The 25835-nt window shown below is 70.7% G+C and carries 22 protein-coding genes; 10 read left to right on the top strand and 12 right to left on the bottom strand.

Annotated elements, in window-relative coordinates; genetic code table 11:
* Nucleotides 1-138 precede the first annotated feature (138 nt).
* From Pth03_RS17440 to Pth03_RS17425, 4 genes are all read left to right on the top strand, one after another.
* A complete protein-coding gene (locus Pth03_RS17440) occupies nt 139-2454 on the top strand; it encodes a polyribonucleotide nucleotidyltransferase (RefSeq protein WP_203945344.1) in 2316 nt (771 codons plus the stop codon).
* Entirely contained in the window at nt 2451-3761 is a 1311-nt protein-coding gene (locus tag Pth03_RS17435; protein WP_203945343.1) for a M16 family metallopeptidase, read from the top strand. The genes Pth03_RS17440 and Pth03_RS17435 overlap by 4 nt, the downstream gene beginning before the upstream one ends.
* Nucleotides 3762-3846: 85 nt before the next feature.
* Nucleotides 3847-4584 (top strand): 4-hydroxy-tetrahydrodipicolinate reductase, encoded by a 738-nt coding sequence (dapB, locus tag Pth03_RS17430; protein WP_203945342.1) that lies wholly within the window; start codon nt 3847-3849, stop codon nt 4582-4584.
* Between the two features lie 132 nt (nt 4585-4716).
* A complete protein-coding gene (locus tag Pth03_RS17425; protein ID WP_203945341.1) occupies nt 4717-5241 on the top strand; it encodes a hypothetical protein in 525 nt (174 codons plus the stop codon).
* Between the two features lie 76 nt (nt 5242-5317).
* Here Pth03_RS17425 and Pth03_RS17420 read toward each other — a convergent pair whose 3' ends face one another.
* The 4 genes from Pth03_RS17420 to Pth03_RS17405 form a co-directional block, all read right to left on the bottom strand.
* Entirely contained in the window at nt 5318-6187 is an 870-nt protein-coding gene (locus tag Pth03_RS17420) for a 1,4-dihydroxy-2-naphthoate polyprenyltransferase (RefSeq protein ID WP_203945340.1), read from the bottom strand.
* 196 nt (nt 6188-6383) lie between these two features.
* Nucleotides 6384-6974 (bottom strand): GNAT family N-acetyltransferase, encoded by a 591-nt coding sequence (locus tag Pth03_RS17415; protein ID WP_203945339.1) that lies wholly within the window; start codon nt 6972-6974, stop codon nt 6384-6386.
* A 4-nt stretch (nt 6975-6978) separates the two neighbouring features.
* Nucleotides 6979-7599: a CGNR zinc finger domain-containing protein gene (locus Pth03_RS17410; protein ID WP_239119114.1), complete on the bottom strand. Its 621-nt coding sequence runs from the start codon at nt 7597-7599 to the stop codon at nt 6979-6981.
* A 174-nt stretch (nt 7600-7773) separates the two neighbouring features.
* Entirely contained in the window at nt 7774-9186 is a 1413-nt protein-coding gene (locus Pth03_RS17405; protein ID WP_203945338.1) for an aminotransferase-like domain-containing protein, read from the bottom strand.
* Here Pth03_RS17405 and Pth03_RS17400 point away from each other — a divergent pair.
* Together Pth03_RS17400 and Pth03_RS17395 are read left to right on the top strand one after the other, a co-directional pair.
* The gene (locus tag Pth03_RS17400) at nt 9185-10132 is read left to right on the top strand and encodes a DMT family transporter (RefSeq protein WP_203945337.1); all 948 of its coding nucleotides are present in this window, start codon (nt 9185-9187) and stop codon (nt 10130-10132) included. The two genes, Pth03_RS17405 and Pth03_RS17400, sit on opposite strands and share 2 nt — an antisense overlap.
* Before the next feature lie 66 nt (nt 10133-10198).
* Nucleotides 10199-11221: a hypothetical protein gene (locus Pth03_RS17395; RefSeq protein ID WP_203945336.1), complete on the top strand. Its 1023-nt coding sequence runs from the start codon at nt 10199-10201 to the stop codon at nt 11219-11221.
* Between the two features lie 39 nt (nt 11222-11260).
* Here Pth03_RS17395 and Pth03_RS17390 read toward each other — a convergent pair whose 3' ends face one another.
* The 3 genes from Pth03_RS17390 to Pth03_RS17380 form a co-directional block, all read right to left on the bottom strand.
* Nucleotides 11261-11743, bottom strand: a complete 483-nt coding sequence (locus Pth03_RS17390; protein ID WP_203945335.1) for a GntR family transcriptional regulator — start codon at nt 11741-11743, stop codon at nt 11261-11263.
* An 87-nt stretch (nt 11744-11830) separates the two neighbouring features.
* Nucleotides 11831-12520: a JAB domain-containing protein gene (locus Pth03_RS17385; RefSeq protein WP_203945334.1), complete on the bottom strand. Its 690-nt coding sequence runs from the start codon at nt 12518-12520 to the stop codon at nt 11831-11833.
* A gap of 52 nt (nt 12521-12572) precedes the next feature.
* A complete protein-coding gene (locus Pth03_RS17380; RefSeq protein ID WP_203945333.1) occupies nt 12573-13310 on the bottom strand; it encodes a GntR family transcriptional regulator in 738 nt (245 codons plus the stop codon).
* Nucleotides 13311-13581: 271 nt separating this feature from the next.
* Here Pth03_RS17380 and Pth03_RS17375 point away from each other — a divergent pair, with 271 nt between their 5' ends.
* The 4 genes from Pth03_RS17375 to Pth03_RS17360 all read left to right on the top strand — a co-directional run bounded on the left by Pth03_RS17375 (nt 13582) and on the right by Pth03_RS17360 (nt 17535).
* On the top strand, nt 13582-13827 hold the full coding sequence (locus Pth03_RS17375; protein ID WP_239119113.1) for a hypothetical protein: 246 nt from the start codon (nt 13582-13584) through the stop codon (nt 13825-13827).
* A gap of 253 nt (nt 13828-14080) precedes the next feature.
* A complete protein-coding gene (gene dapA, locus Pth03_RS17370) occupies nt 14081-14998 on the top strand; it encodes a 4-hydroxy-tetrahydrodipicolinate synthase (protein ID WP_203945332.1) in 918 nt (305 codons plus the stop codon).
* A 214-nt stretch (nt 14999-15212) separates the two neighbouring features.
* Nucleotides 15213-16898: a ribonuclease J gene (locus Pth03_RS17365; protein ID WP_203945331.1), complete on the top strand. Its 1686-nt coding sequence runs from the start codon at nt 15213-15215 to the stop codon at nt 16896-16898.
* 115 nt (nt 16899-17013) lie between these two features.
* Complete coding sequence (locus Pth03_RS17360) at nt 17014-17535, top strand: DUF402 domain-containing protein (protein WP_203945330.1); 522 nt, start codon at nt 17014-17016, stop codon at nt 17533-17535.
* Here Pth03_RS17360 and Pth03_RS17355 read toward each other — a convergent pair.
* Genes Pth03_RS17355 through Pth03_RS17335 form a run of 5 tightly spaced genes read right to left on the bottom strand, consistent with a single transcriptional unit; the run spans nt 17528 to nt 25663 of the window.
* Nucleotides 17528-19066 carry a DHA2 family efflux MFS transporter permease subunit gene (locus Pth03_RS17355; protein WP_203945329.1) on the bottom strand — a complete coding sequence of 513 codons (1539 nt, stop codon included), beginning with the start codon at nt 19064-19066 and terminating at the stop codon, nt 17528-17530. The genes Pth03_RS17360 and Pth03_RS17355 overlap by 8 nt on opposite strands.
* Nucleotides 19067-19096: 30 nt before the next feature.
* On the bottom strand, nt 19097-22363 hold the full coding sequence (locus Pth03_RS17350; RefSeq protein WP_203945328.1) for an AfsR/SARP family transcriptional regulator: 3267 nt from the start codon (nt 22361-22363) through the stop codon (nt 19097-19099).
* A gap of 14 nt (nt 22364-22377) precedes the next feature.
* The gene (locus Pth03_RS17345; protein ID WP_203945327.1) at nt 22378-23508 is read right to left on the bottom strand and encodes a hypothetical protein; all 1131 of its coding nucleotides are present in this window, start codon (nt 23506-23508) and stop codon (nt 22378-22380) included.
* Complete coding sequence (locus Pth03_RS17340; protein ID WP_203945326.1) at nt 23505-24764, bottom strand: glucarate dehydratase family protein; 1260 nt, start codon at nt 24762-24764, stop codon at nt 23505-23507. The genes Pth03_RS17345 and Pth03_RS17340 overlap by 4 nt, the downstream gene beginning before the upstream one ends.
* Entirely contained in the window at nt 24758-25663 is a 906-nt protein-coding gene (locus Pth03_RS17335; protein WP_203945325.1) for a 5-dehydro-4-deoxyglucarate dehydratase, read from the bottom strand. Before Pth03_RS17335 ends, Pth03_RS17340 begins: the two co-directional genes overlap by 7 nt.
* Nucleotides 25664-25835: the final 172 nt, after the last annotated feature.

The following is a 25835-nucleotide window of genomic DNA, read 5'->3' as shown; positions in this document are numbered from 1 at the left end:
TCGGTAGTGGCCCCCGGTCGGTACGGCACGAGCCGTACAGAGGAGACCGGGCGCTTCGATCGAAGACCGGCACTGCACCTGAACGGGGAGCCCGGCAAGAGAGGGACGCGGGAGACCGACCCGAGAAGGAGGTCCCCCGTGGAGGGTGTCCACAGCACGGAGGCCGTGATCGACAACGGCCCCTTCGGCACGCGCACGATCCGGTTCGAGACCGGTCGCCTCGCGCGGCAGGCGGCGGGAAGCGCCGTCGTCTATCTCGATGACGAGACGATGGTCCTGTCCGCCACCACAGCGTCCAAGCATCCCAAGGAGAACTTGGACTTCTTCCCGCTCACCGTCGACGTCGAGGAGCGGATGTACGCGGCGGGCCGGATCCCCGGCTCGTTCTTCCGCCGGGAGGGCAGGCCGTCGGAGGACGCGATCCTCACCTGCCGCCTGATCGACCGGCCGCTGCGGCCGTCGTTCGTCAAGGGCCTGCGCAACGAGATCCAGGTCGTGGCGACTGTCATGTCGCTGCACCCGGAGCACCTGTACGACGTGGTCGCGATCAACGCGGCCAGCCTGTCCACGCAGCTCGCGGGCCTGCCGTTCTCCGGCCCGATCGGCGGCGTGCGCGTCGCCCTGATCGAGGGCCAGTGGGTGGCGTTCCCGACCCACACCGAGCTGGAGAACGCCACGTTCGACATGGTCGTCGCCGGCCGTGTCCTGCCGGACGGCGACGTCGCGATCATGATGGTCGAGGCCGAGTCGACCCGTGACACGCTCAAGCTGGTCGCCGAGGGCGCCGTGGCGCCGACCGAGGAGACCGTGGCCCAGGGCCTCGAGGCCGCCAAGCCGTTCATCAAGGTGCTCTGCGACGCGCAGGCCAAGCTCGCCGGGGTCGCCGCCAAGGAGACCGCGGAGTACCCGATCTTCCTCGACTACCAGGACGACGCCCTGGAGGCGGTCACCGCGGCCGTCAACACCGAGCTGGGCTCGGCGCTGACCATCGCGGGCAAGCAGGAGCGCGAGATCGAGATCGAGCGGGTCAAGGCATTGGCCGCCGAGAAGCTGCTCCCCGACTTCGAGGGCCGGGAGAAGGAGGTCGGCGCCGCGTTCCGGTCGTTGACCAAGAAGCTGATGCGCGAGCGTGTCCTCAAGGAGGGCGTGCGCATCGACGGCCGCGGCCCCAAGGACATCCGGCAGCTCAACGCCGAGGTCCACGTGGTGCCGCGGGTGCACGGCTCTGCGCTCTTCGAGCGGGGCGAGACCCAGATCCTGGGCATCACCACGCTGAACATGCTGCGCATGGAGCAGATGATCGACACGCTCAACCCTGAGCGGACCAAGCGCTACATGCACAACTACAACTTCCCGCCCTACTCCACCGGTGAGGTCGGCCGCGTCGGCTCTCCGAAGCGGCGCGAGATCGGGCACGGCGCGCTGGCCGAGCGGGCGCTCATCCCGGTTCTGCCGTCGCGTGAGGAGTTCCCGTACGCGATCCGGCAGGTGTCGGAGGCGCTGGGCTCGAACGGTTCGACCTCGATGGGCTCGGTCTGCGCCTCGACGATGGCGCTGCTCGACGCCGGCGTGCCGCTCAAGGAGATGGTGGCCGGCATTGCCATGGGCCTGATCAGCGAGGGCGACGAGTACGTCACGCTGACCGACATCCTCGGCGCCGAGGACGCCATGGGCGACATGGACTTCAAGGTCGCCGGCACCAAGGACGTCATCACGGCGCTGCAGCTCGACACCAAGCTCGACGGCATTCCGGCCAGCGCGCTGGCCGCCGCCCTCAGGCAGGCGCGGGGCGCCCGCCTGGCGATCCTGGATGTGATGCAGGAGGCCATCGACTCTCCGGCGGAGATGAACCCGACGGCTCCGCGCATCATCACGATCAAGGTCCCGGTCGACAAGATCGGCGAGGTCATCGGCCCCAAGGGCAAGATGATCAACCAGATCCAGGACGACACCGGCGCCGAGATCACGATCGAGGACGACGGCACGATCTACATCGGCGCCACCGACGGCCCGTCCGCCGAGGCGGCCCGGTCGCTGATCAACGGCATCGCGAACCCGCACATGCCGGAGGTCGGCGAGCGCTACCTGGGCACGGTCGTCAAGATCGCCGCCTTCGGCGCGTTCGTGTCGCTGCTGCCCGGCAAGGACGGCCTGCTGCACGTTTCCCAGATCCGCAAGCTGCACGGCGGCAAGCGGATCGAGAACGTCGAGGACGTCATGAGCGTCGGCGAGAAGATCCAGGTGGAGATCGCCGAGATCGACTCGCGGGGCAAGCTCTCACTGGTGCCGGTCGAGGTCGTGGAGAAGGAGGCGGCTGAGAAGGCCGCCGGCGGCGCCGAGGCCGACAGCGAGCCCGCGGCGGTCGCCGCGGCGCCGCAGGAGGAGGAGCCGCAGCAGCGCACGGAGAGGCCGCGTCGCCGTACCCGCAGCGGACGGGACGAACGCAACTCGTGAGCACCACGACTCTGCACCCCGGCAAGGACGGTGCGGGCGTCGTTCGCCGCACCGTCCTTCCCGGAGGGCTCCGGATCGTGACCGAGACCATGCCGACCGTGCGAAGCGTCGCGGTCGGCATGTGGGTCGGCATCGGTTCGCGTGACGAGGCCCCCGAGCACACGGGGGCCACCCACTTCCTCGAGCACTTGCTCTTCAAGGGCACGCCCACGCGGGACGCCATGGAGATTTCGGCGTCCATCGAGGGCATCGGCGGTGAGATCAACGCCTTCACCGCCAAGGAGTACACCTGCTACTACGCCCGGGTGCTCGACGAGGATCTCCCGGTCGCCATCGACGTGCTCGCCGACGTGGTGACCTCGTCCCTGATCACCGCCGACGACGTGGAGTCCGAGCGCGGCGTGATCCTGGAAGAGATCGCCATGCACGACGACGACCCGTCCGACGTGGTGCACGAGCAGTTCTCCGCCGAGCTGTACGGTGACACCCCGATCGGCCGGCCGATCCTCGGCAACGAGGACTCGATCAACGCGCTCACCCGCGACCGGATCGTCGAGTACTACCAGCGCTACTACACGCCTCCGCAGACCGTGGTGTCCGTGGCGGGCAATGTCAGCCACGAGCGTGTGGTCGAGCTGGTGGCCGCGGCCTACGCGCGTGCGGGCGCCCTCGGCGCCCCGGCGAGCCCGGCGCTTCCCCGGCTCGGCGGGCCCGGGGTCGAGGAACGTTCGGGCGTCCGCGTGGTCGACCGTCCCACCGAGCAGGCCAACCTGGTGCTCGGGATGACGGGTTTCTCCCGAACCGACGAGCGTCGTTTCGCGCTCGGCGTCCTGAACGCGGCTCTCGGCGGCGGCATGTCGTCGCGGCTGTTCCAGGAGATCCGGGAGAAGCGCGGCCTGGCCTACAGCGCGTACAGCTACACCTCGCAGTACGCCGACACCGGCCAGTTCGGCATCTACGTGGGCTGCCTGCCGTCCAAGATCGACGACGTCCTGAAGATCTGCCGTGACGAGGTGGCGCGCGTCGTCGCCGAGGGCATCGCCCCCGAGGAGATCGCCCGAGGCAAGGGACAGATGCGCGGCGGGCTCGTGCTGGGGCTGGAGGACACCGGCTCACGCATGTCCCGCATCGGCAAGAGCGAGCTCGTCTACGAGACGCTCATGTCGGTCGACGAGGTTCTGGCCCGGATCGAGGCGGTCACGCCCGACGACCTCGCCGCCGTGGCCGGCGACATCCTCAACCGGCCGATGACGCTCGCGGTGATCGGTCCGTACGGGGACAAGGACTTCAGCTTCGCGATCGCCTGAGTCCCGGCTTCGAAGCCGCGCGGTGCGCCCGTCGCCCGCGCGGCTTCGTCATGTCGGCCCGCCGGCCGGATATAGCCTTGGGCGCGTGATTAAGGTCGGTGTTCTGGGCGCTCGCGGGCGCGTCGGTGTGGAAGTCTGCAAGGCCGTGCACGCGGCCGAGGATATGGAGCTGGTCGGGGCGGTCGACAAGGACGACCCGCTCGACGCGCTCACGGACGCACAGGTCGTCGTCGACTTCACGCACCCGGATGTGGTGATGTCCAACCTCGAATGGTGCGTCGGCCACGGCATCCACACGGTGGTCGGCACCACGGGTTTCGACGCCGCCCGGCTCGACACCGTGCGCGGCCTGCTCGCCGCCAACCCGGGGACCAACGCGCTGATCGCGCCCAACTTCGGCATCGCCGCCGTGCTCATGATGCACTTCGCTCAGCAGGCGGCACGGTATTTCGAGTCGGTGGAGATCGTCGAGCTGCACCATCCCAACAAGGCAGACGCGCCTTCCGGCACGGCCCGCCGTACGGCGGAGCTGGTCGCTGAGGCGCGGGCCAAGGCGGGCATCGGACCGTCTCCCGACGCGACCACCTCCCAGCTGGAGGGTGCGCGCGGCGCCTCCGTGGACGGTGTCCACGTGCATGCCGTACGGCTGGCCGGCTTGATCGCCCACCAGGAGGTGATCCTCGGCGGCGAAGGGGAGATCCTGACAATCAGGCATGACACTATGAGCAGATCCTCCTTTATGCCGGGAGTGCTCCTCGGTATACGCCGAGTTCAGGACCTCAGCGGGTTGACGGTGGGGCTTGACCGCCTCCTCGACCTATAAAAGTTGTCCACAGGATGAAGCCTCTCCACAGGGCCGTCACGGAACGGCACGAGGAGGCCTGATCTTCCGCGAAGGTATGGACCAGGCCGTCGATCGGCGGCCGCGGAACCATCACCCCCCGAGGAGAGAGGCATGGTCACCATGACGCACATGTCGTTCGAGGAGCGCGTCACGGCGCTGGAGCTCGACGTGCAGTCCATCAAGATCCTTGTCGGAACCGTGGACAACAAGGTCGAGCGGGTACGGCTGGACGTGCAGCAGGCGCAGGGCGCCAACACCCGCATGATCCAGGCGCTGCGCGACGACATGACGGAGTTCCGAACCGCGGTCGAGTCCCGGTTCGAGGCCCTCGACGATCGTCTCGACACGGTGGACGACCGCTTCGTCGCCGTCGATCAGCGGTTCGACGCCGTGGACCGGCGGTTCGACGCGGTGGACCGGCGGTTCGACGCGGTGGATCGGCGATTTGACGTCGTGGATCAGCGGTTCGACGCGGTCGACCAGCGGTTCGACGCCATGGACGGGCGCATGGATCGGATGGACGGCCGGTTCGATGCCATGGACGGGCGCCTCGACCGGATGGACTCGCGGTTCGACGAGGTGATCGCGCTGATCAAGGAGATGTCGGGCGGCCCGGCGGGAGCGGTCGCGGGCTGACGTCGCCCGCGTACGGCTGTCGCTCTCGCGGCGACAGCCGTACGCCGGCCTCACGGTCGCCGTAGACGCTCCGGCGTCAAAGTGCCAGGCCGATTGCGAAGAGCAGGCCGAACACGAGCTGCAGGCGACCCGTCTGCTGCAACGTGGCGATCAGTGAGGGGCCGGTCGCCCCCGACATGACCGCCTTGACCGGAGCCACCGTCAGAGGGATCGCCAGCACGGTGAGCGCGGCGAAGGGCCGTACGGGCACGAGGGCCAGCGCGATCACGATCGGGACGATCAGCGCGGCCGAGTAGAGCACCCGGGTCCGCCTGTCGCCGAGGACCACGGCGAGGGTGCGCTTGCCGGTGACGCCGTCGGTCCCGATGTCGCGCAGATTGTTGACCACGAGCAGCGCGCAGGCCAGCAGGCCCACGGGGATCGCGGCGGCGAGGGACAACCAGGTCAGGCGGTCCACCTGCACGTAGGTGGTGCCCGCCACGGCGACCAGGCCGAAGAAGACGAAGACCGAGATCTCGCCCATGGCGCGGTAGCCGTACGGGCGGGACCCTCCCGTGTAGAACCACGCGGCCAGGATGGCGGCGAGCCCGACCAGGATGAGCCACCAAGCACCGGTCGCGACGACCAGGACCAGTCCGGCGACCGCGGCGGCGGCGAAGCAGAGGAAGGCGGCGGCGAGCACCTGCTTGGGCGCGGCCGCACCTGAGCCGACCAGCCTCATGGGGCCGACGCGTTCCTTGTCGGTGCCTTTCACGCCGTCGCTGTAGTCGTTGGCGTAGTTCACCCCGACCTGCAGGGCCAGCGCCACGAACAGTGCGACCGCGGCCCTCCACCAGACCGCGCCTCCCTGGGAGATCGCCGCGCCGGTGCCGACGACGACGGGCACGACGGCGGCGGGAAGCGTACGGGGACGAGCGCCGGCTAACCACTGGGCTGATGTGGCCACGTTCTTACCTTTTCCTGCTTCTGGTGCTTTCGCGGGGACCGCGGGGTGACAACTGCATGATCGCGAAACGAGTTTTCGCAGGTCGGTGGCCTTGCGAGCGAACTTCTGCATGATCACGCATGGGGAATGTGCACGTCACAGGCGCGCGGGCGAAGATCTGCATGATCACGGCGAGGGTGGCGGGGGAGGGTGAGGGTCAGCCGATTTCGGTCCTCAGGCGGACCATGCGAATGGGGCGGCCCATGTCGAGCACACGATCTGCTCCGTCCTCGCCCCAGCCCGCAGACTCCAGGAAGGCGAGCATCGCGTGGTTGTCGGCGAATACCCACGTCACGACCGTGCTGAAACCGTCGTCGCGCAGGTGGTCGACGGTCGCGTTGAGCAGGCGGCTGCCGTGGCCGCGCCTGGTGTGATTCGGGTCGACCAGCAGGGTGAGCAGCTCCGCCGTCGTCGACGGGTTCACGTCCGGGTCCTCGGCGGGGCCGTGCGAGGCGAGCCCGACGACCCGGTCGGAGTCCGGCGGTCCCGGCCGTTCGTCCTCCTCGGCCGGGGACGACTCGGATTCCGGGATGACCTGTTCCACGGCGACGAGCACCCGATGCCGGGGAGTGGGAGGCGTGGTGATCGCCTCGTCCCACTGGCGCCGCCACAGCTTCTCGGCGGCGGGCCCCGTCATCTGCTCCAGCGGGCCGAGGGGCATGAAATCGCGGTAGACGAACTTCCACGCCCGGATCTGGGTGCTCGTCACCGCTTCGACATCCTCGAGACGAGCAGTCCTGACACCCATCCGGCTAGCTCCCTTCTTTGCCCGTATCACCGTACTCGCCGTCGTGGCCTGACGAGCTCTCCGCCCGCCGTCTCGCCCGATATGTCCGTGTTTTGTTGCGATTCCCGCACACCCGCATCGAGCACCAGGCGCGCGAGCGGTTCTTCGAGGTGTCGATGAACGCCCACTGGCAGGTGCTCTCGGCGCAGACCTTGAGCCGCGGCCAGGAACCGTCGGCGTGCGCGGCGGGGATGAGCGCCGCGATCCTGGTGAGCCCGCCGGGTGCGCCGCCGACCGCCGGTTCGAGGGCGGGCGATCCTCCCGACAGCGTGACGCGCATCGGAAGGGCCGCCAGCGCCGTGCCCAGCTCTTCGGGCGCGTCGTACGGCATGCCGTCGTGGTTGAGCCGCAGCACGTGGCGCAGCCCCTCGCGCAGGCGGATCGCGACGGCGAGGTCGCCTTCCATGGCACGGTCGTCGTCGCCGATCAGGTCGTGCTCGCGCAGCCAGAGGGACAGCTCGGCGGGGGAGGACAACTCGTCGGCGTCTCCCTCGACGTCGTAGGTGTTCACGAAGTCGCGCAGCAACTCCGCCGGACTGGTCATGTGGGTGATCGCCTCCTTCGTCAACTCTATGGGAGCCCGCATGGCGGAATAATCAACACCTTCGTAAAGCTCTTACCGGTGTCGACATTCCAGGAGGAGTCATGCGCATCAGCTACCTGGCCTACCTGGCCATGCAGGAGAAGAACCGCCGCGTGCGACGGCGCCGGGAGAGCGCCCCCAGGAACCCGCGCACGAGATGACGTCCGCTCGGCGCGGTCACGGCTCGGCGCCGGTCCGGTTCCGCAGGGCGGCGCCGAAGCGCCTGACGCCCTCATCCAGCTCGGCCGAGGTGACGGCGGCGGTGTGTGTCAGCCGGATCCTGGGCCCGGGGGGCTCGGACGGGTAGTAGATCCGTCCCGGGCTGATCAGGACGCCCTCGCGCCGGGCCGCCTCCACGACCCCCGCCTCGTCGGCGTCCTGCGGCAGCCGTACCCACACGTGCAGCCCGCCGCGCGGCACGAGGTGGACCTCCGCTTCCGGCGCATGCAGGGCGAGGCCCGCGAGCAATGCCTGCTGGCGGGTGCCGATCTCCTGGGTGACAGTGGCGAGGTGCCGACGCCACGCGGGTGAGCCGACGAACTCCAGAGCGGTCTCCTGCAACGGGCGTGCGACGAAGAACGACTCGACCAGCTGGCTCGCCCGCAGGCGGTGCGCGGCGGGGCCACGCGCGATGAGGCCCGCCACCCGCAGGCTGGGTGCCGTGATCTTGCTCAGTGACAGGATGTGCACGACGGTGCCGTGGCGGTCCAGGGAGACCATCGACGGCGGCACCGGTCCCCGGGTGAGGAACCTGGCGTAGTCGTCCTCGATCACGAACGCGCCCGCCGCCGCCGCGACCGCCAGCACCTGCTGTCTGCGGTCGAGGGGCATGGTCGCCCCGGTCGGGTTGTGCAGCGTCGGCTGGCAGAGGAAGACCCGGGCGCCCGTGCGCGCGAAGGCCTCGGCCAGCAGGTCGGGCCGCGTCCCGTCACGATCGACCGGCACGGCGGAGGCGCGCAGCCCGGCGGCCTTCGCGGCGGCCAGGGCGCCCGGATAGGTGGGGGTCTCCACGAGCACGACCTCCCCGGGAGCCGCCAGCGCGCGGAACGCGTGCGTCAACGCCGCCTGCCCGCCGCTCACCACCAGCACGTCGCTCTGTGTCAGCGCCCCGCCCACCTCGGCGGCGAACCACCTCCGCAGCCCGGCCAGGCCGTTCAGCGGAGGCATCGCCCAGCTGTCCGGACGGCGTACGGCCCTGGCAGCCGCGGCCGCCAACTCCCGCGTCGGGCGCAGATCGGGATTGAGGTAGCCGCCCGTCAGCGGGACGACCCCGTCTTCCGGCTGGGCGAGCAGGCTCACGACCGCGGAGTCGTCCACGACCCGGTCTCCGAGCGCGACCGTCTGCCACGACAGGTCGGCGGCCTCGGCGGCGGCCGGCCGTACGGAGGCGACGAACGCGCCGCTGCCCGGCCGGGTCACCACGCGTCCCTCTGCGGCGAGCTGCGCGATCGCCCGGGAGACCGTCACCGGGCTGACGCCGTGACGCCGCATGATCTCCCTGCTCGACGGCAGCCGGTCGCCCGGCCGCGACATCTCCGCCTCTTTCCGGAGGATCGCGGCGAGGCGCACGATACTGCTATCGTCATTCATGAAAACCGACAATAGCGCTATCGTTCCCGCTCCGATACCGGTCTCCCCGCCGGTGGAGTCGCCGGGGCGACGCGCCTGGCGGGGCACCGCGCTGGCCGGGCTGGGAGTGCTCTCGTTCTCGGCGACGTTCCCCGCGACGGTCTACGCGCTGCGCGGCTTCGACCCCTACCTGGTCACCGTCGGGCGCGCCGCGCTCGCGGCGCTCGCGGCACTCGTCTGCCTCAAGGTGTCCAGGGCTCCAGTCCTGCCGCCCCGGGCCCATCTCCGGTCGTACGTGCTGATCGTCCTCGGTGTAGTGCTCGGATTTCCCCTGTTCAGCTCCCTCGCCCTGTACGGCGGGGCGAGCACGGCCCACTCGGCGGTCGTCATCGGGCTGCTTCCCGCGGCGACGGCGGCCTTCGCCGTGCTGCGTGCGGGGGAGCGGCCGCGGCCGCTCTTCTGGGTGGCCTGCGCGGGGGGAGTCGCGTCGATCACCGCGTTCACCCTCACGCAAGGCGGCGGCGAACTCTCCGGAGCAGACCTCCTGCTCGTGCTCGCGTTGTCGTCTGCGGCCGTCGGCTACACCGAGGGCGGCAGGCTGGCCCGGGAGGTCCCAGGTCGGCTCGTCATCTCGTACGCGCTGGTCGTGGCGGCTCCGGTGACGGTGCCGGCGACGGTCGTGCTGGCGGCGGTGACCGGTCCGCAGCTCGATGCCGTGTCGCTGGCGGGGTTCGCCTACGTGGGGCTGGTCTCGATGTTCCTCGGCTTCATCCCGTGGTACGCCGGCCTGGCCGCCGGGGGCATCGCGCGTGCCGGGCAGGTCCAGCTGGCCCAGCCGCTGCTCACGCTGGTGTGGGCCTGGCTGCTGATGGGGGAGCGGTTCGGCGGGGCGACCGTGGCGGCCGCGGGCGCCGTCCTGGTGTGCGTCGCCCTGACCCAGGGCAGCCGCAGGGCCGCGAAAGCTTGAATCATGTGACAGATGGGAACAGGATAGGGCTGAGGCTGTCATAGCACCCTGATCGGCGGTGGAACCATGACGGACGTCACGATTCCCGAAGGCGGCTTCTGGCCCGCGCCCGAGGTGCCGCAGCCGAACATCTATCCGATGGAATGGCGGGTGGAGACCGGCAAGCTCGCGGACATCTACGAGAAGTCCAAGCGCATGGTCTGGAACCCGGCCGATCTGCCCTGGGACCTGCTCGATCCCGGGAGTTTCACCGCCGAGCAGAGGCTCGGAATCATGTACTGGTTCTCCGTGCTGGCCAACTTCGACGCGTCGGGCCCCGCCGTCTTCGCGCGGGCGACGATCCAGGCGTTCGAGAAGCACGAGGAGGACCCGGTACGCAAGTGCTTCTTCTCCATCACTCGCGACGAGATGAACCACGAGGAGTGCTGCCAGCGGACGATCGCCCGTCTGTGGCCCGGCGGACCGCTCGGCTGGGAGCCCTCCACCGACCTGGAGCGGGCGGCCCACAACAACATCGGGTGGCTGTACCACAACGGCGGCCGCTACTGGACGGGCTACACCGCCGCGGTGGGGAAGTACTCGCTGGCCGTACTGTTCACCAGCTTCATGATGGGCGAGATGGCGGCGTCGACGCTGTTTCGCGGCATGGCCGGCGCAACCGGGCATCCGCTGTTCTCCGACATGTTTCACAAGATCGGGCGTGACGAGTCGCGGCATCTGCAGATCTGCATGACGATCCTGGAGAACGAGTGGCCCGGACTCACCGACGACGTCCGCGGCCTCATCACCCGCCAGCTCCGGGCGGGGTTCGTGTTCCTGTCGATGATCCTCTGGGAGCCTCCAGAGGGCTTCTGGGAGCTCCCGCCGTACTTCCTGCACAATCACCGGGTGCTGACGGATCACGCCAGGCAGGCCGGTCTCGGCGTTCTGTCCTACGACGAGCAGGCCGAGAACTGGCGGCTCGCCATGGCACGCGTACGGGCGATCGTCGAGCGGTGGGGAATCGAGTTCCCCGCGATCCCCGAGCTCGACATCGACGGCGTGGCGGTCGACGTGGTCGACCCTGAGGACATCATCCCGGTCTTCTGAGCCCGCGAGCGGGCCTGGCCCCCGGCCGAAGCGCGCCGCTCAGGCGCCCGGCTGCTTGTCCCGCGGGGACACGAAGCTGCCCCGCTGGGGGACCGTGTAGATCCAGCCCTCCTCGCGCAGCAGGGCGACGGCCCTGCGCACTGTCTCGCGGGCCACGTCGTACTGCTGGACCAGCGTGGTCTCGCTCGGAATCGGGCGGCGTTCCTGCAACGCACCGTCGCGGATGCGCCCGATGACGTCGTCGGCGATCTGCCGGTAGAGGGGAGTCCTGCGCGGCTCCCTGGCGGCCTGGTTGGGCGGGCCGACGAACGTGCCCTCGCCCTGGACCGTGTAGATGAGGCCTTCTTCGCGGAGCATGTGGAACGCCCGCCTGGCCGTGGTCCTGGCCACGCCGTACTCGCTCTGGATGGCGGCCTCGCTGGGGACGGCATTGCCGGGCGCGAGGTCGCCTCTCTGGATCTGCTGCCGGATGATCTCGGCAATCTGCACATACAGGTGAGTATCGCCTTCATGGTCGAGCACGCTCGAAAAATAGGCGACCCATGACGAGGCACCTCGTCTGGCTATGTCTATTTAGTCCGAACTATTCGCCTAGACGTGAGCATACAACTAGACGTATGGTTGCCGACGTGCGACGGCGGGAGGGAGCGCGACCCTCCGCCAGGCGTTGTCAGTGACGATCACGTGGTCGAGGAAACGAAGGCCGACCGCCTCGGCGGCCTCGTGGAGGCGGGCCGTGGCGTCCAGGTCGGCGGCGCTCGCGTCCAGCGAGCCGCCGGGATGGTTGTGCGCGAGGCCGAAGGCGGCTCCGCCCGAGACGAGGACGGTGGTGACGATGTCACGAACAGGCGCGGCCGCGTGGTCGCTTCCCCCTTCGCTGACCAGCGAGCGCCTGATCACCGAGCCACGGGAGTCGCAGATCACGACGACGACCCTCTCGCGGGGGCACCCGTGGAGGAGCGGCGCGGCCACGGCCGCGATGTCGCCGGAGCACGACACGCGCCGCCGTTCCGGCTCGGCCTGGGCCCGGCGCATCAGATGGAAGGCCGCCGCCACCCGTGCGGCCTTGGCCGGCCCGACGCCGCGTACGGCGAGCAGCCGGTGGGCTTCCGAACGGGAGAGCTCCCCGAGGTCGCCGCAATGGGCGATGAGCTGGGACGCGAGTTCGACGGCGCTGACACCTCTGCTGCCCGAGCCGAGCAACAGGGCGAGCAGCTCGCGATCGGCCAGGGCCGACGCGCCCGAGCTCAGAAGTCGCTCGCGGGGCTGGTCGGCCGGGGGCATGTCCTTGACGCGCATCGGCACCTCCGGATGGGGGATCCGGAACGGTTGTACCAGCGGCCACCGACAGTCAGGGGTGGACGGGAATGCCGTAGACGAGGCGGAACCTGTCGCCGGGAAACACGATGTCGCTCGTCTCCACCGGGCGCTCTCCGGCCCAGTACGTGCGCTCGACGTGGAGCACCTGGACCCCGGTAGGGAGCTCCAGCGTGTCGCTCTCGGACGGCTGCGGAACGCGGATGTGCACCGACTCGCTGATCTCCGTGATCGCCGTGCCGTTCGCCGCCATGCGGGCGACCGTGCTGCGGCGTTCGCCGGTGCCCTCCTCGGGCGCCTGGCTCTGGCCGAACTCGACAAGTTCGTAGGAGGTGGCGAGCTGCATCGGGCGGCCGTCGCCGCGGCAGACGAAGCGGACCCTGATCACCGGGCTCCACTGGCTGAGCTGGAGGCGCTGGGCGATCTCCGGCGGGGCCTCGGCGAGCTCGCTGCGCCAGCTCCATGTGGGCTGTCGCCCGCTCGCCTGCATGTCCATGGCGAACGGGTTGTGCGGTTCGGGGACGCGGCTCCGGTAGGAGGGCGTGAGGATCGGTTTCTCACGCACCCGATGTCCGGATCCGACTCTGCCGACGATCAGCCCTTCCTGGGCCAGTACCCGGAGAGCGTGGCGGGCGGCTGTCTCGCCGACGCTGTACTTCCGGGTGATCTGGTGTCGCGAGGGAATCGGAGCCCCTGGCGGAAGCGTGCCATCGACGATCTGACGGCGAAGGTCCTCGACTACGCGCAGGTAAACCGGATCAGAGTTGGCCATCAATCCATCCCTCGGGGGCTGGGCGGGCTCCCAATCTTGGCGTATTCGACAGACAACCCTGAGTAATGACCATCGCCTGTGGCTCCAACTTTGCCTGCTGAAAGGTCACCAGATGGGTCAATGTGGTGCTCCACAGTCAGGTCCCCAAATTTCGGGTCCTTCACGTAATCCTCCCCCGGCGGCCAACGACGTTCGGGCCCCGCGGCCGCGGGCGTCCCGCCCGGCTCCCGACGTCGACATCCCCTCCTACCACGGGATCCACGTCGCCCCCTTGCAGCCCGAGCACGTCCGGATCGCCTGGCGCCATCCCACACGGCGCAGCGATCGCGCGCGTGTGCGGGAGCACACCTGCGACTGCAAGGCGACCGTCTACGAGCTGTGTCATTCCGGCGGTCTGCTCTACATCCGGAGGACCGTCCGCCACGCGGAGGGATACGTCGTCCGGGAGACGGAGCGGCTCATCACCGTGCGCATGGAAGATCTATGGAGGAGGCTCATTCTTGGCCAGGCGCGGTGATGGCGTCACGCCGCGTCGGGCGCGTCCGAAAAATTCTCACCAGGAGCGTGTAACGCGGGCGTAAGACGCGGCGATTCTCCGGTAGAGGCCGCTGATGTGTGTACCCCCGAGCACATATCGGCGGTCTCTTTCATTGCCGCTCACCGAACTGAACGCCCTGCTTCGTCCCGTGTGTCGCGGCGGATGGCGGTGGTTCGCGTATAACGGGGTGGCGGGGTCCACGGCCTGTCCGGATCCAGGTAGCGTTCGGTCTATGGCATCGCCAACTGGAACCTCCGACGCCCCCTTCGGCCGCATGCTCACCGCGATGGTCACGCCGTTCACCTCCGACGGCGCGGTCGACTATGAGGGCGTCCAGAAGCTCGCCTCCTACCTGGTGGACGAGCAGCGCAACGACGGCCTGGTGATCAGTGGCACCACCGGGGAGTCGCCCACCACCTCCGACGAGGAGAAGGACCGCATCCTCCGCGCGGTCCTGGAGGCCGTCGGCGACCGGGCGTGTGTGGTCGCCGGGGTCGGCACCAACGACACCCGGCACTCCGCGGAGCTCGCGAGGGCGGCGGAACGCGCCGGTGCGCATGGCCTGCTGGTGGTGACCCCCTACTACAACAAGCCGCCACAGGAAGGCCTGTTCCAGCACTTCACCGCGGTGGCCGACGCCACCGGGCTGCCGGTGATGCTCTACGACATCCCCGGTCGCAGCGGCGTGCCGATCGAGACGTCCACCCTGATCCGGCTCGCGCGCCACCCGCGCATCGTCGCCGTCAAGGACGCCAAGGGCGACCTGTTCGCGGCCTCCCACGTCATGGCCTCCACCGACCTCGTCTTCTACTCCGGGGACGACCTGCTGAACCTGCCCTGGCTGTCGGTCGGCGCGGCCGGCTTCGTGAGCGTCGTCGGCCATGTCGCGGGCGCCGAGCTCGCCTCGATGCTCGACCGTCACCGCGCGGGTGACGTCGCGGGGGCCCTGGCCGTCCACCGGCAACTCCTGCCCGTCGTCACGGGCGTCATGACCCGGGCGCAAGGCGCGATCATGGTCAAGGCGGCGCTCCGGCTGACCGGGCAGATCGGCGGCCACGTGCGGCCCCCGCTCGTCGACGCCACCCAGGAGCAGATGGCGGTGCTGCGGGAGGATCTCATCGCCGGGGGTCTCAAGCTTGCCGACAGCTGAGCCGAGCCCCGCCTCAGGCGCGTCGCCGCGCCCCCTTCGTCTTCCGCCGGAGCCACGCTCTGGCACGTTCCCCGCGACAGGTCCCTCCGGGAGGGGCGGTCACGGGGAACAGCACGTTGTCACACAGTCCCTGATTCATCAAATGGAGCCGAATGAGCGAGCGAAACACCGAACACCACACTGACCGGCGCGAGGAGAGCGGGAGGGAGCTCGCATGAGCCACCCTCATCCCGAACTCGGCCCGCCTCCGCCGCTGGTCGAGAATGGTCTGCGCATCGTCGCGCTGGGCGGCCTGGGGGAGATCGGCCGCAACATGGCGGTCTTCGAGTATGAAGGCCGCCTTCTGGTCGTCGACTGCGGGGTGCTTTTCCCCGAGCCCGACCAGCCGGGCATCGACCTGATCCTGCCCGACTTCGACTACATCCGTGACCGCCTCGACGACGTCGAGGCCGTCGTCTTGACCCACGCCCACGAGGACCACATCGGGGCGGTGCCGTACCTGCTCCGTGAGCGGGCCGACATCCCGCTCGTCGGCTCGCGGCTCACGCTGGGGCTGATCGAGAGCAAGCTGTCGGAGCACCGCATCCAGCCGGTGAAGGCCGAGGTCGTGGAGGGGGAGCGGCGCAGTTTCGGGCCGTTCGAGTGCGAGTTCTTCGCGGTGAACCACTCGATCCCCGACGCGCTGGCGGTGGCGGTCCGCACGCCCGCCGGCATCGTGCTCCACACCGGCGACTTCAAGATGGACCAGTTGCCCATGGACGGGCGGCTCACGGACCTCGGCGGCTTCGCCCGCCTCGGAGCCGAGGGCGTCGACCTGCTCATGTCCGACTCGACCAACGCGGAGGTGCCCGGCTTCGTCACCAGCGAGCGGGACATCGCGCCGGTCATCGACGAGGTGTTCCGCACCGCCGACAAGCGGATCATCGTGGCCAGCTTCGCCTCGCACATCCACCGGGTGCAGCAGATCATGGACGCCGCCGAGCACCACGGCCGCAAGGTCGCGCTCATCGGCAGGTCGATGGTCCGCAACATGGGGGTGGCCCGCGACCTCGGCTACCTGAAGGTGCCTGCCGGGTTGCTCGTCGACTCGCGCGAGATCGAGGAGTGGCCGCCGGAGGACGTGGTGCTGATCTGCACCGGTTCGCAGGGCGAGCCGATGGCGGCGCTGTCCCGCATGGCCAACCGCGACCACCCGATCCGCGTCGCGGCGGGTGACACGGTGCTGCTGGCCTCGTCGCTGGTGCCGGGAAACGAGACGGCGGTCAACAAGGTCATCAACGGTCTCACCCGGTGGGGCGCGCGGGTCATCCACAAGGGCAACGCCCGCGTGCACGTCTCCGGGCACGCCGCCGCCGGTGAGCTGCTGTACGTGCTCAACCTGACCAAGCCGTCCAACTTCATGCCGGTCCACGGAGAATGGCGGCACCTTCGGGCGCACGCGCGGCTGGCCGCTCTCACGGGGGTTCCGGAGGAGAACATCGTCATCGCCGAAGACGGCGTGGTCGTCGACCTCGTCGACGGCACGGCCTCCATCGTCGGGGCGGTCCCCTGCGGCTACGTGTTCGTCGACGGCACCTCGGTCGGCGACATCACCGACGTCGCGCTCAAGGACAGGCGCATTCTCGGCGACGAGGGGTTCATCTCCATCGTCATCGTGGTCGACTCCACGACAGGGAAGCTGGCGGGCGGACCGGAGATCACCGCGCGTGGCTCCGGCATCGACCCGGAGGCGTTCGACGCGGTCATCCCGCAGATCGAGGCCGCGCTTCAGGAGGTCGCCGCGGCCGGGGTTGCGGACGTCATGCAGATCCGCCGCACGGTCCGCCGTACGGTGGGCCGCTGGGTCAGCGACACCTACCGCCGTCGCCCGATGATCATCCCGGTGATCGTCGAGGTGTAGCCGCCCGGGGCCGCACTTCGGTGCGGCCCCGCACGCCGCGCCCACGCATGGGCCGCAGTGTGGGCCGCAGCATGGGCGGTTGCGCGGAGATGGGTGCTGACATAGCGTCCGGCCCATGGCCGAGGTGAGCACGGCGGATGCCGAAGCAGTCCGGGTCGTCTACCGCAAGTACGGCGGGGCGTTGCACTGGCATCACCCGGGGCGGCTGCTCGGCGAGGACGAGCACGGCGTGTGGGTCGGCGCCCCTCCCGGCACCGAGTCCCGCAAGGGCGAGGGCCCCGCGGTGCCGGCGGAGCACGGATACGTCGTCCTCTTCCCCCGCGACTCGTGGTGGACCGCCGTCTTCTATGGCGATCCGCACAAGATGGCCGTCTACTGCGACGTCAGCACCGTGCCGCAGTGGAGCGGCGGTGAGGTGACGATGGTCGATCTCGACCTCGACGTGATCCTGTTCCGCGACGGCCGTATCCATCTGGACGACGAGGACGAGTTCGCCGAGCACCAGGTGTTGTACGGCTACCCCGCCGACGTCATCGGCCAGGCGGAGCGGTCGGCCGCCTGGCTGATGGACGCGGTGGGCCTGAGGGCCGGCCCGTTCGGCGGCGCGCACGCCGCGTGGTTGTCGCAGGTCACCTGACCGGCGCGGCCTGCTCGGACGGCTCGGCGTGCTCCGGGATCACCTTGGGCACGCCTCTGAGCGCGTAAAGGGTCACCCCGGCGAGGCAGACCAGGATGCCGGCGCCGGTGAGCACGGTGACGTGGATTCCCTCCACGAACGCCTGCCTGGCCGTGGCGAGCAGCGCCGACGCGAGTTCCTGCGGGAGGGCGGCCGCGGCCTCGGCGGCGCCCGCGAGGGTGTCGCGCGCCAGGTCCGCGGCGGGCGCCGGCAGCCCGGCGGGCAGGGCGAGGCCGTTCCGGTAAACGGCGTTGAGCACGCTGCCGAGCACGGCGATGCCCAGAGCGCCCCCGATCTCGTGGGCGGTCTCCGAGATCGCGCCCGCCGCTCCGGCCCGCTCCTTCGGAGCCGTCGCGAGGATGGTGTCGTTAGTGACGGCGAAGGTGAACCCGATGCCGACGCCCTGGATGATCATGGCGATGAGCAGGTAGAGGTAGTTCACCTCGACGCCCAACCCGCTGAACAGGGTGAACCCGGCTGCCGTGAGGATCAGCCCGGTCGCCACGACGGGTCCCCGGCCCCACGACCGCACGAGGGGCCCGGCCAGCGCACCTCCCACTCCTCCGGCCAGGCCGCCCGGCAGGCCGGCGAGCCCCGCCACGAGCGGAGTCCAGCCCGCCACCAGCTGGAAGTACTGGGCGAAGACGAGCGACATGGCCAGCATGGTGAACATCGCGATGAGTTCGGCCGTGACCGACGCGGAGAACGCCCGGCGCCGGAAGAGCCGCACGTCGATGAGAGGTTCGGCCAGCTTCGTCTGGCGCCGGACGAACACGACCAGCGCGGCGAGGCCGACGGCGGCCGACGCGGCGACCTGCGCCTGGGCGAGACCGCCTTGTGCGGCCTCCTTCAGGGCGTAGACCAACCCGAGCACGCCGATCACCGAGAGCGGGACGCTGGGCACGTCCAGACGGCCGGGGCGGGGGTTGCGCGACTCCGGCAGCACGAACGCGCCCACGGCGAGGATGACGGCGACGACCGGCAGGTTGACGAGGAACACCGAGCCCCACCAGAAGTGATCGAGCAGGAAGCCGCCGACGATCGGTCCGAGGGCGTAGCCGATCGCCGCGACGCTGCTCCAGATGCCGACGGCGGTGGTCCGCTGGGTGGGGTCGGTGAAGACGTTGCGGATGAGGGAGAGCGTCGACGGCATGATGGTGGCCCCCGCCACGCCGAGCAGTGCCCGGGACACGATGAGCATCTCGGGGCTGGAGGCGTAGGCGGTCAGCGCGGAGGCCGCGCCGAACGCGGCGGTGCCGATGAGCAGGAGCCGTTTGCGCCCGATCCGGTCGCCCACGTTGCCCATGGTCACCAGCAGCCCGGCGAGCACGAAGCCGTAGATGTCGGCGATCCACAACAACTGGGTGGCCGAGGGGCCGAGCCCTTCGACCAGTTTGGGCACGGCCAGGTGGAGCACGGTGAGGTCGATGGCGAGGAGCAGCATGGCCAGGCATGCGATGACCAGCGTGCCCCATCTGCGTGATTCGTTCATGCCGGCAGCGTGCGCGCCGGCGCTGACGAGTCAGTCACCGAACGCTGACAGGTGCCCTTCGATGACGGTCAGCGCCGGCTGAGCGGCGTCGGGTAGCACGCGCATGCGTTCGCTCGTGAGGGCCCTTCCCCGCTCGTACGCGGTCTCGTAGGCGCTTTCGCCGATGGCCGCTCGGCACCGGGCGACGACCCGGGCGACGTCGGGGTCTCCGACCGCCGCCGACCCGCGCATCGCGGCGCCGACTCCGAGCAGAAGCGCGGCACGCCGGCCGTCCGCCTCGAGCATCGCGACGCCGGCGAGGCCCTCGGCGATCCGGGCGGCGCTGGAGACGTCCCGGTCGCCGACCGCGGTGGACAGGGCGCGGCGATGCCAGCCGATCGCCTCGGCGGTGTCGCCCTCCAGCTCCGCGGTCCAGCCGAGCGAAATATAGACGCGTGCGCGGATCTCCTCCGCGCCGAACCAGTCCGCGGTGCATTCGGCGAGCGCCGTCTCGAAGAGCGCCCGGGCCGTGCCGAGGTCGCCGCGCAGCCTGGCCATCTCGCCGAGCCCCAGATGCGCTGCGGCGGTGATCTCCGGGGCGCCCGCGCGGCGGGCCAGCTCGGTGGCGCGCTCGTAGTCGGACCGGGCGCCCTGCTCGTCACCCGCGTGCACGCGGCCTCGGGCCCGGCGGCACAGCGTCTCGGCCATGTCGAGTACGGCGCCAAGCCGCTCGGCCAGCTCCAGCGCCTCGTTCGTCAGCACCTCGATCCTGGAGAAGTCGCCCTGGATCTCGACCAGTTCGGCCAGCGAGGAAAGCATGACCGCCAGGATCCAGCGGTCGCCGACGGCCCGCGCCGCCTCCACCGAGGCGGTGATGCGGCGCTCGGCCTCCTTGAGGTGTCCGTCGAAGGCCAGGAGGAATCCGTTGCCGAAGTCGACGAGCGCGCTCAGCCACGGGTCCTGCCTCAGCCGGGCCTGCGCGATCGCCAGCTCGGTGACCGATCCCCGCTCCGGCGGCCCGATGACCGTGGCACGGAGGACGAAGAGGTACGGCTGGCGGGGGAGCGTCTCCAGGGTGTCGACGAGCTCGGTGGCCGCCCGCACGTGGGGGGCGAGGCCGGGGTCGCGGTCACTGCCCGACAGGGCGGCGAACACGCACAACGCGTGCTCCTCCTCGAGACCGGCGGGGGGCACGGCGCCCGTCGCGGCGAGAAGGTCTCCCGCGAATGCGGCGGTCTCCCGGCGCAGGCCTCTCAGCGTCCAGTAGCCGATCGAGGCCGACAGGAGCCGCAGAGCCACTCGGGTGTCACCGGCGTCGATCGTCCTGCGCAGCGCGGCGTGCAGGTTGTCGTGGTCGTCGTCCAGCCGCCTCAGCCAGTCCAGCTGACCGGGCCCGCGCAGGTGGGGGTCGGCGGCTTCGGCCAGCCGCAGGAAGCAGTCCGCGTGCGCCTCACGCAGGCGTGCCTCCTCGCCCGCCTCCGACAGCCGCTCCGCGCAGAAGGCACGAATCGTCTCCAGCATGCGGTAGCGGTCGCCCACGACCTCGACGAACGACTTGTCCACGAGGGAGGCGAGCAGGCCGTCGGTGTCGGGAAGGCCGCACACCCGCTCGACGGCCTCCACGGTCGCGCCTCCCGCGAAGACGGTCAGCCGCCTGGCCATCGCCTGCTCGGTGTCGTCGAGCAGGTCCCAGCTCCACTCGACGACCGCGCGCATCGTGCGATGCCGCGGCTGGGCCGTACGGCTTCCGCGGGACAGCAGGGAGAAACGGTCGTCGGGGCGTTCGCCGGCGGCCCCGAGCCTGGCCGCGATCTCGCCGGCGCTCATCGAGCGGAGCCGGGCGGCGGCCAGCTCGATGGCGAGCGGCAGCCCGTCGAGCGCCCGGCAGACGCGCACGACGTCACCCGCGACCGCGGCGTCGAGCGTGAAGTCGGGCCGTACGGCACGGGCACGCTCGGCGAACAACCGGACCGCCGGGTAGGCGAGCGCGTCGCCGTCCACGAACGGCTCGCCGTGCACGGGCCCGCCGAGCGGGGGGAGGCCGAGCGGGGGCACCGGGTAGAGCCGTTCGCCGGTGATGCCGAGCGGCTCGCGGCTGGTGGCCAGGACGCGCAGCTCGGGACACGAGGTCAGGAGTCGTTCGGCGAGCCGGGCCGTCTCCTCGATGACGTGCTCGCAGTTGTCCAGCACGAGCAGGGGCGGCCGGTCGGTGAGGGCCGCGACCAGCCGGGCGACCGGGTCGGGGGAGGCGCTCTGCCGCGCGGGCCCCGAGCCGGCCAGCACGCCGGTCTCCCTCAGGCCTAACGCGGAGAGCACCGCCTGGGGCACGTCCGCGCCGTCGCCGACGGGCGCGAGCTCGACGTAGCAGACGCCTCCGGGACGGTGGCCGGCGGCCTCGGTGGCCAGGCGGGTCTTGCCCGTGCCGCCCGGCCCGGTGAGCGTGACCAGGCGTGACTCGCCCACAAGGGCGTCGATCTGCTGGAGGTCGTTTTCGCGCCCGATCAGCGTGGTGAGCGGGGCGGGCAGCGACCGCCGGGCAGGGGCCGGCCCAGCGGGTGATACGGCGGGGGACAACGCCGGGTCGGACCGCAACACGGCGACGTGCACGGCGGCCAGTTCGGCGGAGGGGTCGGCGCCCAGCTCGTCGGCCAGCAGCCGCCGGGCGTCCTCGAAGGTCGCGAGAGCTTCCGCCTGCCGGCCGTTCGCGTAGAGCGCGCGCATGAGCTGGGCGCGGGTGCGCTCACGCAGAGGATGTTCGGCGACGCGCCGCCGCAGCTCGGGGACGAGATCGTGCCAGAGGCCGTGGGAGTCGCCCAGCGCGAGCACGGCCTCGGCGAGGTCGTCGGCGGCGTCCAGCCGCGACTCCTCCAGCCTGGCCGCCTGGGCCGCCGCGAACGGCGCGTCGGGGATGTCGGCCAGGGCGGGCCCACGCCACAGGCCGAGCGCCTGGTTCAGCAGCTCGGCCGCCGTGCCGGAGTCGCCGGAGGACAGGGCCCGGCGGCCCTCGGCGGCCAGGCGTTCGAATCTCAGCGCGTCGACGTCGTCGGGCTCGACGGCGAGGCGGTATCCCGCCGGGTCGCGCACCACCAGGTCGCCGAGCAGCTGGCGCAGGCGCGAGATCTGGGACTGGAGGGCGTTGGTCGCGGTCGCGGGCGGTCGCTCGCCGTACAGGCCGTCGATGAGGCGCTCGCCGGCGATCACCTTGCCTGCGCCGAGGAGCAGCAGCCCGAGCAGCGCCCGCAGGCCCGGCCCCCCGATGGAGACGGTGCGCCCGTCGTCGAGCCTGGCCTCCGTGGGGCCGAGGATGCCGAACCTCATGCCGGGATTGTGCCTCACCGGCTGATGGCCGCGCCGATCGCCTCCAGCCGGGCGGTGGACGCGAGCCCGCCGTGATACCAGTGGATCTCCTGTGCGCCCGCCGCCGTGTACGTCTCGACCAGCCATGACAGCGCCGCGGGATCGGCGGGCCGCGGGGGAAGCGCCAGCAGGTAGGCCCCGACGCGCGGGCCGAGCCGCCCGAGCGCGCGCAGCCCGGCCTCGTCGACCTCGACGGCGTTCCAGCAGTTGCCCACGAGCACGTCCACGTCGACGCCTTCGGGAACGGTCGCGAAGGGCCCGGTCGCCCACGGGTCGGCGCTGGCGTGCAAGGTCACCGGGATGCCGGGCCGTACGGACCTGGCCTCGCGGACCAGCAGGTCGCGCAGTATGGTCGCCATGCCGGTCCGCACGTCCCGTACGGCTTCCGCCAGGTCGCCCAGCGCCTCGTCGACCGACGTCACCGAGCGCGGGGGGAGGTCGACGGCGGCGCACACCCGCGCACGCAGCACCGCCGGGTCGATCCCGGCGCCGGTGTACCGCGTCTGGCAGGCGGCGCAGAAGCACAGGGAGAGCAGCGCGGTCTGGGCGGGCGACCAGTCGGCCCCGTCGGTCTTCTCATGGTGGCCGCCGTGGCGGAACCCCAGCGCGCCGCAGGCCTCCAGGATCAGCGCGTCGGGCGCGCCGAGCTCGACGACCTCGTGCACCAGCGTCCGGCAGTAGTCGCGCACGTCCGCGGAGGCCGGGCACAACGCGTAGGCGTACGGCTCGCCGAAGGCGTTCGTGACCACGAGGCCGGGGTTGGCCGAGCCCAGCAGCGAGTTGTGGGTCAGCACCGTCCACGCGTGGACCGGCAGGCCCTCGGCGCGCAGCATGTCGCGGGCGTCCCCGAAAGGGTCGGCCGTCTCCATCCAGGACGGCGCGGCCGGCACGAGCCGGCGATCCTTCCACGCCTCCTCCCTGACCGGGACGTAGCACGCCGAGTGCCGGGCGTCGACGAGCCGGTGCGCCGGGTGTCTCGGGGTGGCCGCGCGGGTCGTGTGATACGACGCGGCCAGCGCCACGGCGTCGGCGCCCAGCGCCTTCAGGCGTCCGGCGGCGGAGGGATCGCCGACGACGTCCCAGGGGTAGGCGTAGATGACGTTCACCAGCGTGGCCTCCGGGGGGAGAAGGACGGGTCGATGCTCTTCATGTACGACGTGTCGTCGCGAGAGCGTACCCCGCACTTCTCATACTGCTCGCTCATGACCGCGAGGGCGTCGCGGTCGAGCTCCACGCCGAGCCCCGGCCCGTCCGGAACGGGGACGGCCCCGTCGACGAAACGCAGCACGCCGGGGGCCACCACGTCCTGGCCGTCCTGCCACGGGAGGTGGGTGTCGCAGGCGTGCGTGACCGCGGGAGTCGCGGCGGCCAGGTGGGTCATCGCGGCAAGGCTGATGCCCAGGTGCGAGTTGGAGTGCATCGACAGCTCGATGCCGAAGGTCGAGCACAGGGTGGTGATGTGGGACGACTTCACCAGCCCGCCCCAGTAGTGGTGGTCGAGGAGCAGCACGCCGACGGCGCCCTGCCGGATCGCCGGCGGGATGTGCTCGGGCGTCACCACGCACATGTTGGTGGCCAGCGGCATCGGCACACGCGGGGCGACGGCCGCCATGCCGTCGATGCCCTCGGCCGGGTCCTCCAGGTATTCGAGCACGCCGTCGAGGGCCCGCCCCACCTCGATGGACGTCTCCACGCTCCAGGCGGCGTTGGGGTCGAGCCGCAGCGGATGCTCCGGGAACGCCTCCCTCAGCGCCTGGACCGCCTCGATCTCCTGGGCGGGCGGAAACACCCCGCCCTTCAGCTTGATCGAGCGGAAGCCGTACCTTCCGGTGAACAGCCGGGCCTGCTCGACGATGCCTGCGGGGTCGAGCGCGGCCCCGAACGCGTCGTCGGGCGCGCCCGGGTGCCCGGCCCACTTGTAGAACAGGTAGGCGCTGTACGGCACGGCGTCCCTGACCTTGCCGCCGAGCAGGTCGGCGACGGGCCGTCCCGCGGCCTTGCCCAGGATGTCGAGGCAGGCCACCTCGAAGGGAGAGAACACCCGGTCGACCGTCTTCTCCCGGGTGGACGCCCCGGTGAGGCCGTGTGCGTCGGTCACGACGTCGGCCCCGACGGAGGCGGCCACGGCCGTGTAGACGGCGTTGCGGTGGAAGGGGTCGAGCCCGATCAGCGACCGGGCGGCCGTGCGCATCTTGGCCAGGTGGCCGAGGTCGCCGTAGGTCTCGCCGAGGCCGGTCAGGCCCTCGTCGGTCACCACCTCGACGATCGTGCGCAGTGCCCAGGGCTCGTGCACGCCCGCGGCGTTGAGCAGCGGCGGGTCCCTGAAGGCGACAGGGGTGACGACGACGTCGCGGATCAGCATGAGACGATCTCCAGTCCGGTCGCGACCAGGTCCTTGAGCCGGGTGACGTGTTCGGGTGCGGCGTCGACCAGCGGGGGCCTGACGAGCCCGGCGTCGAGGCCGCGGAGCGTGACGCCCGCCTTGACCAGGGACACCGCGTATCCGGGGACCAGGTCGCGCAGCTCCACCAGCGGCCGGTAGAACTCGGTCAGCAGCCGCCGCGTCATCTCGCCGTCTCCGGTGGTGACGGCCCGATGGAAGGCCAGCGCGACCTCGGGGACGAAGCAGAAGACTGCGGAGGAGTAGAGGTTCACGCCCAGGCCGCGGTAGGCGGGCACCGTCATCTCCGCCGTCGGGAGCCCGTTGAAGAAGGCGAATTCGCGGTCGGTGGCCTGCCGTACGGCGAGGATGATCCGCTGGAGCAGGTCGAGGTCGCCGATGCCGTCCTTGAACCCGATGATCTTGGGCTCGGTGGCCAGCTCGGCGGCGGTCCGCGGGGTGAAGCGGGCGTTGCCGCGCTGGTAGACGATCGCGGGCAGGTCGGTCGCCGCGCACACCTCGCGCATGTAGCGCACCAGGCCGGCGGGCGGGGCCGCCACAAGGTACGGCGGGAGCACGAGCAGGCCGTCGGCGCCCGCACGCGCGGCGGCCCCGGCGCACGCCTGGGCGAAGGGCAGCGGGCCGCCGGCGCCGGACAGCACGGGGACGCGCCCGGCGGTCGCCTCCACGGCGATCCGCACCACACGCTCGTACTCCTCCAGGGCGAGGGCGTGGAACTCTCCCGTCCCGCAGGCGGCGAAGACGCCCCCGGCGCCCGCCGCGACGCCCGCCTCCACGTGGAGCCGCAGGGCGGCCTCGTCCAGAGTGCCGTCCGCGGAGAACGGCGTGACCGGGAAGAACAAGACACCGTCGAGACGCATCGATCCACTCAATCGTCGTAGCCGTCGCCGTCAGCACGGCGAGCTATTCACATATATGAACCAGGGTCAAGATTGTGAACACCCGTCGTAACTGTAAGAATCGGTACTTACGGTGTCAAGAATCCCCGCATAAGCGGACATAAATGTCGATATTCGGCAGATTATTGCGGGG

Origin of the sequence: Planotetraspora thailandica (assembly GCF_016863335.1) — a bacterium.
Classification (GTDB): Bacteria; Actinomycetota; Actinomycetes; order Streptosporangiales; family Streptosporangiaceae; genus Planotetraspora; species Planotetraspora thailandica.
Note: the sequence above shows the minus strand (reverse complement) of the source record. Positions and strands in the feature narration are given on the sequence as shown.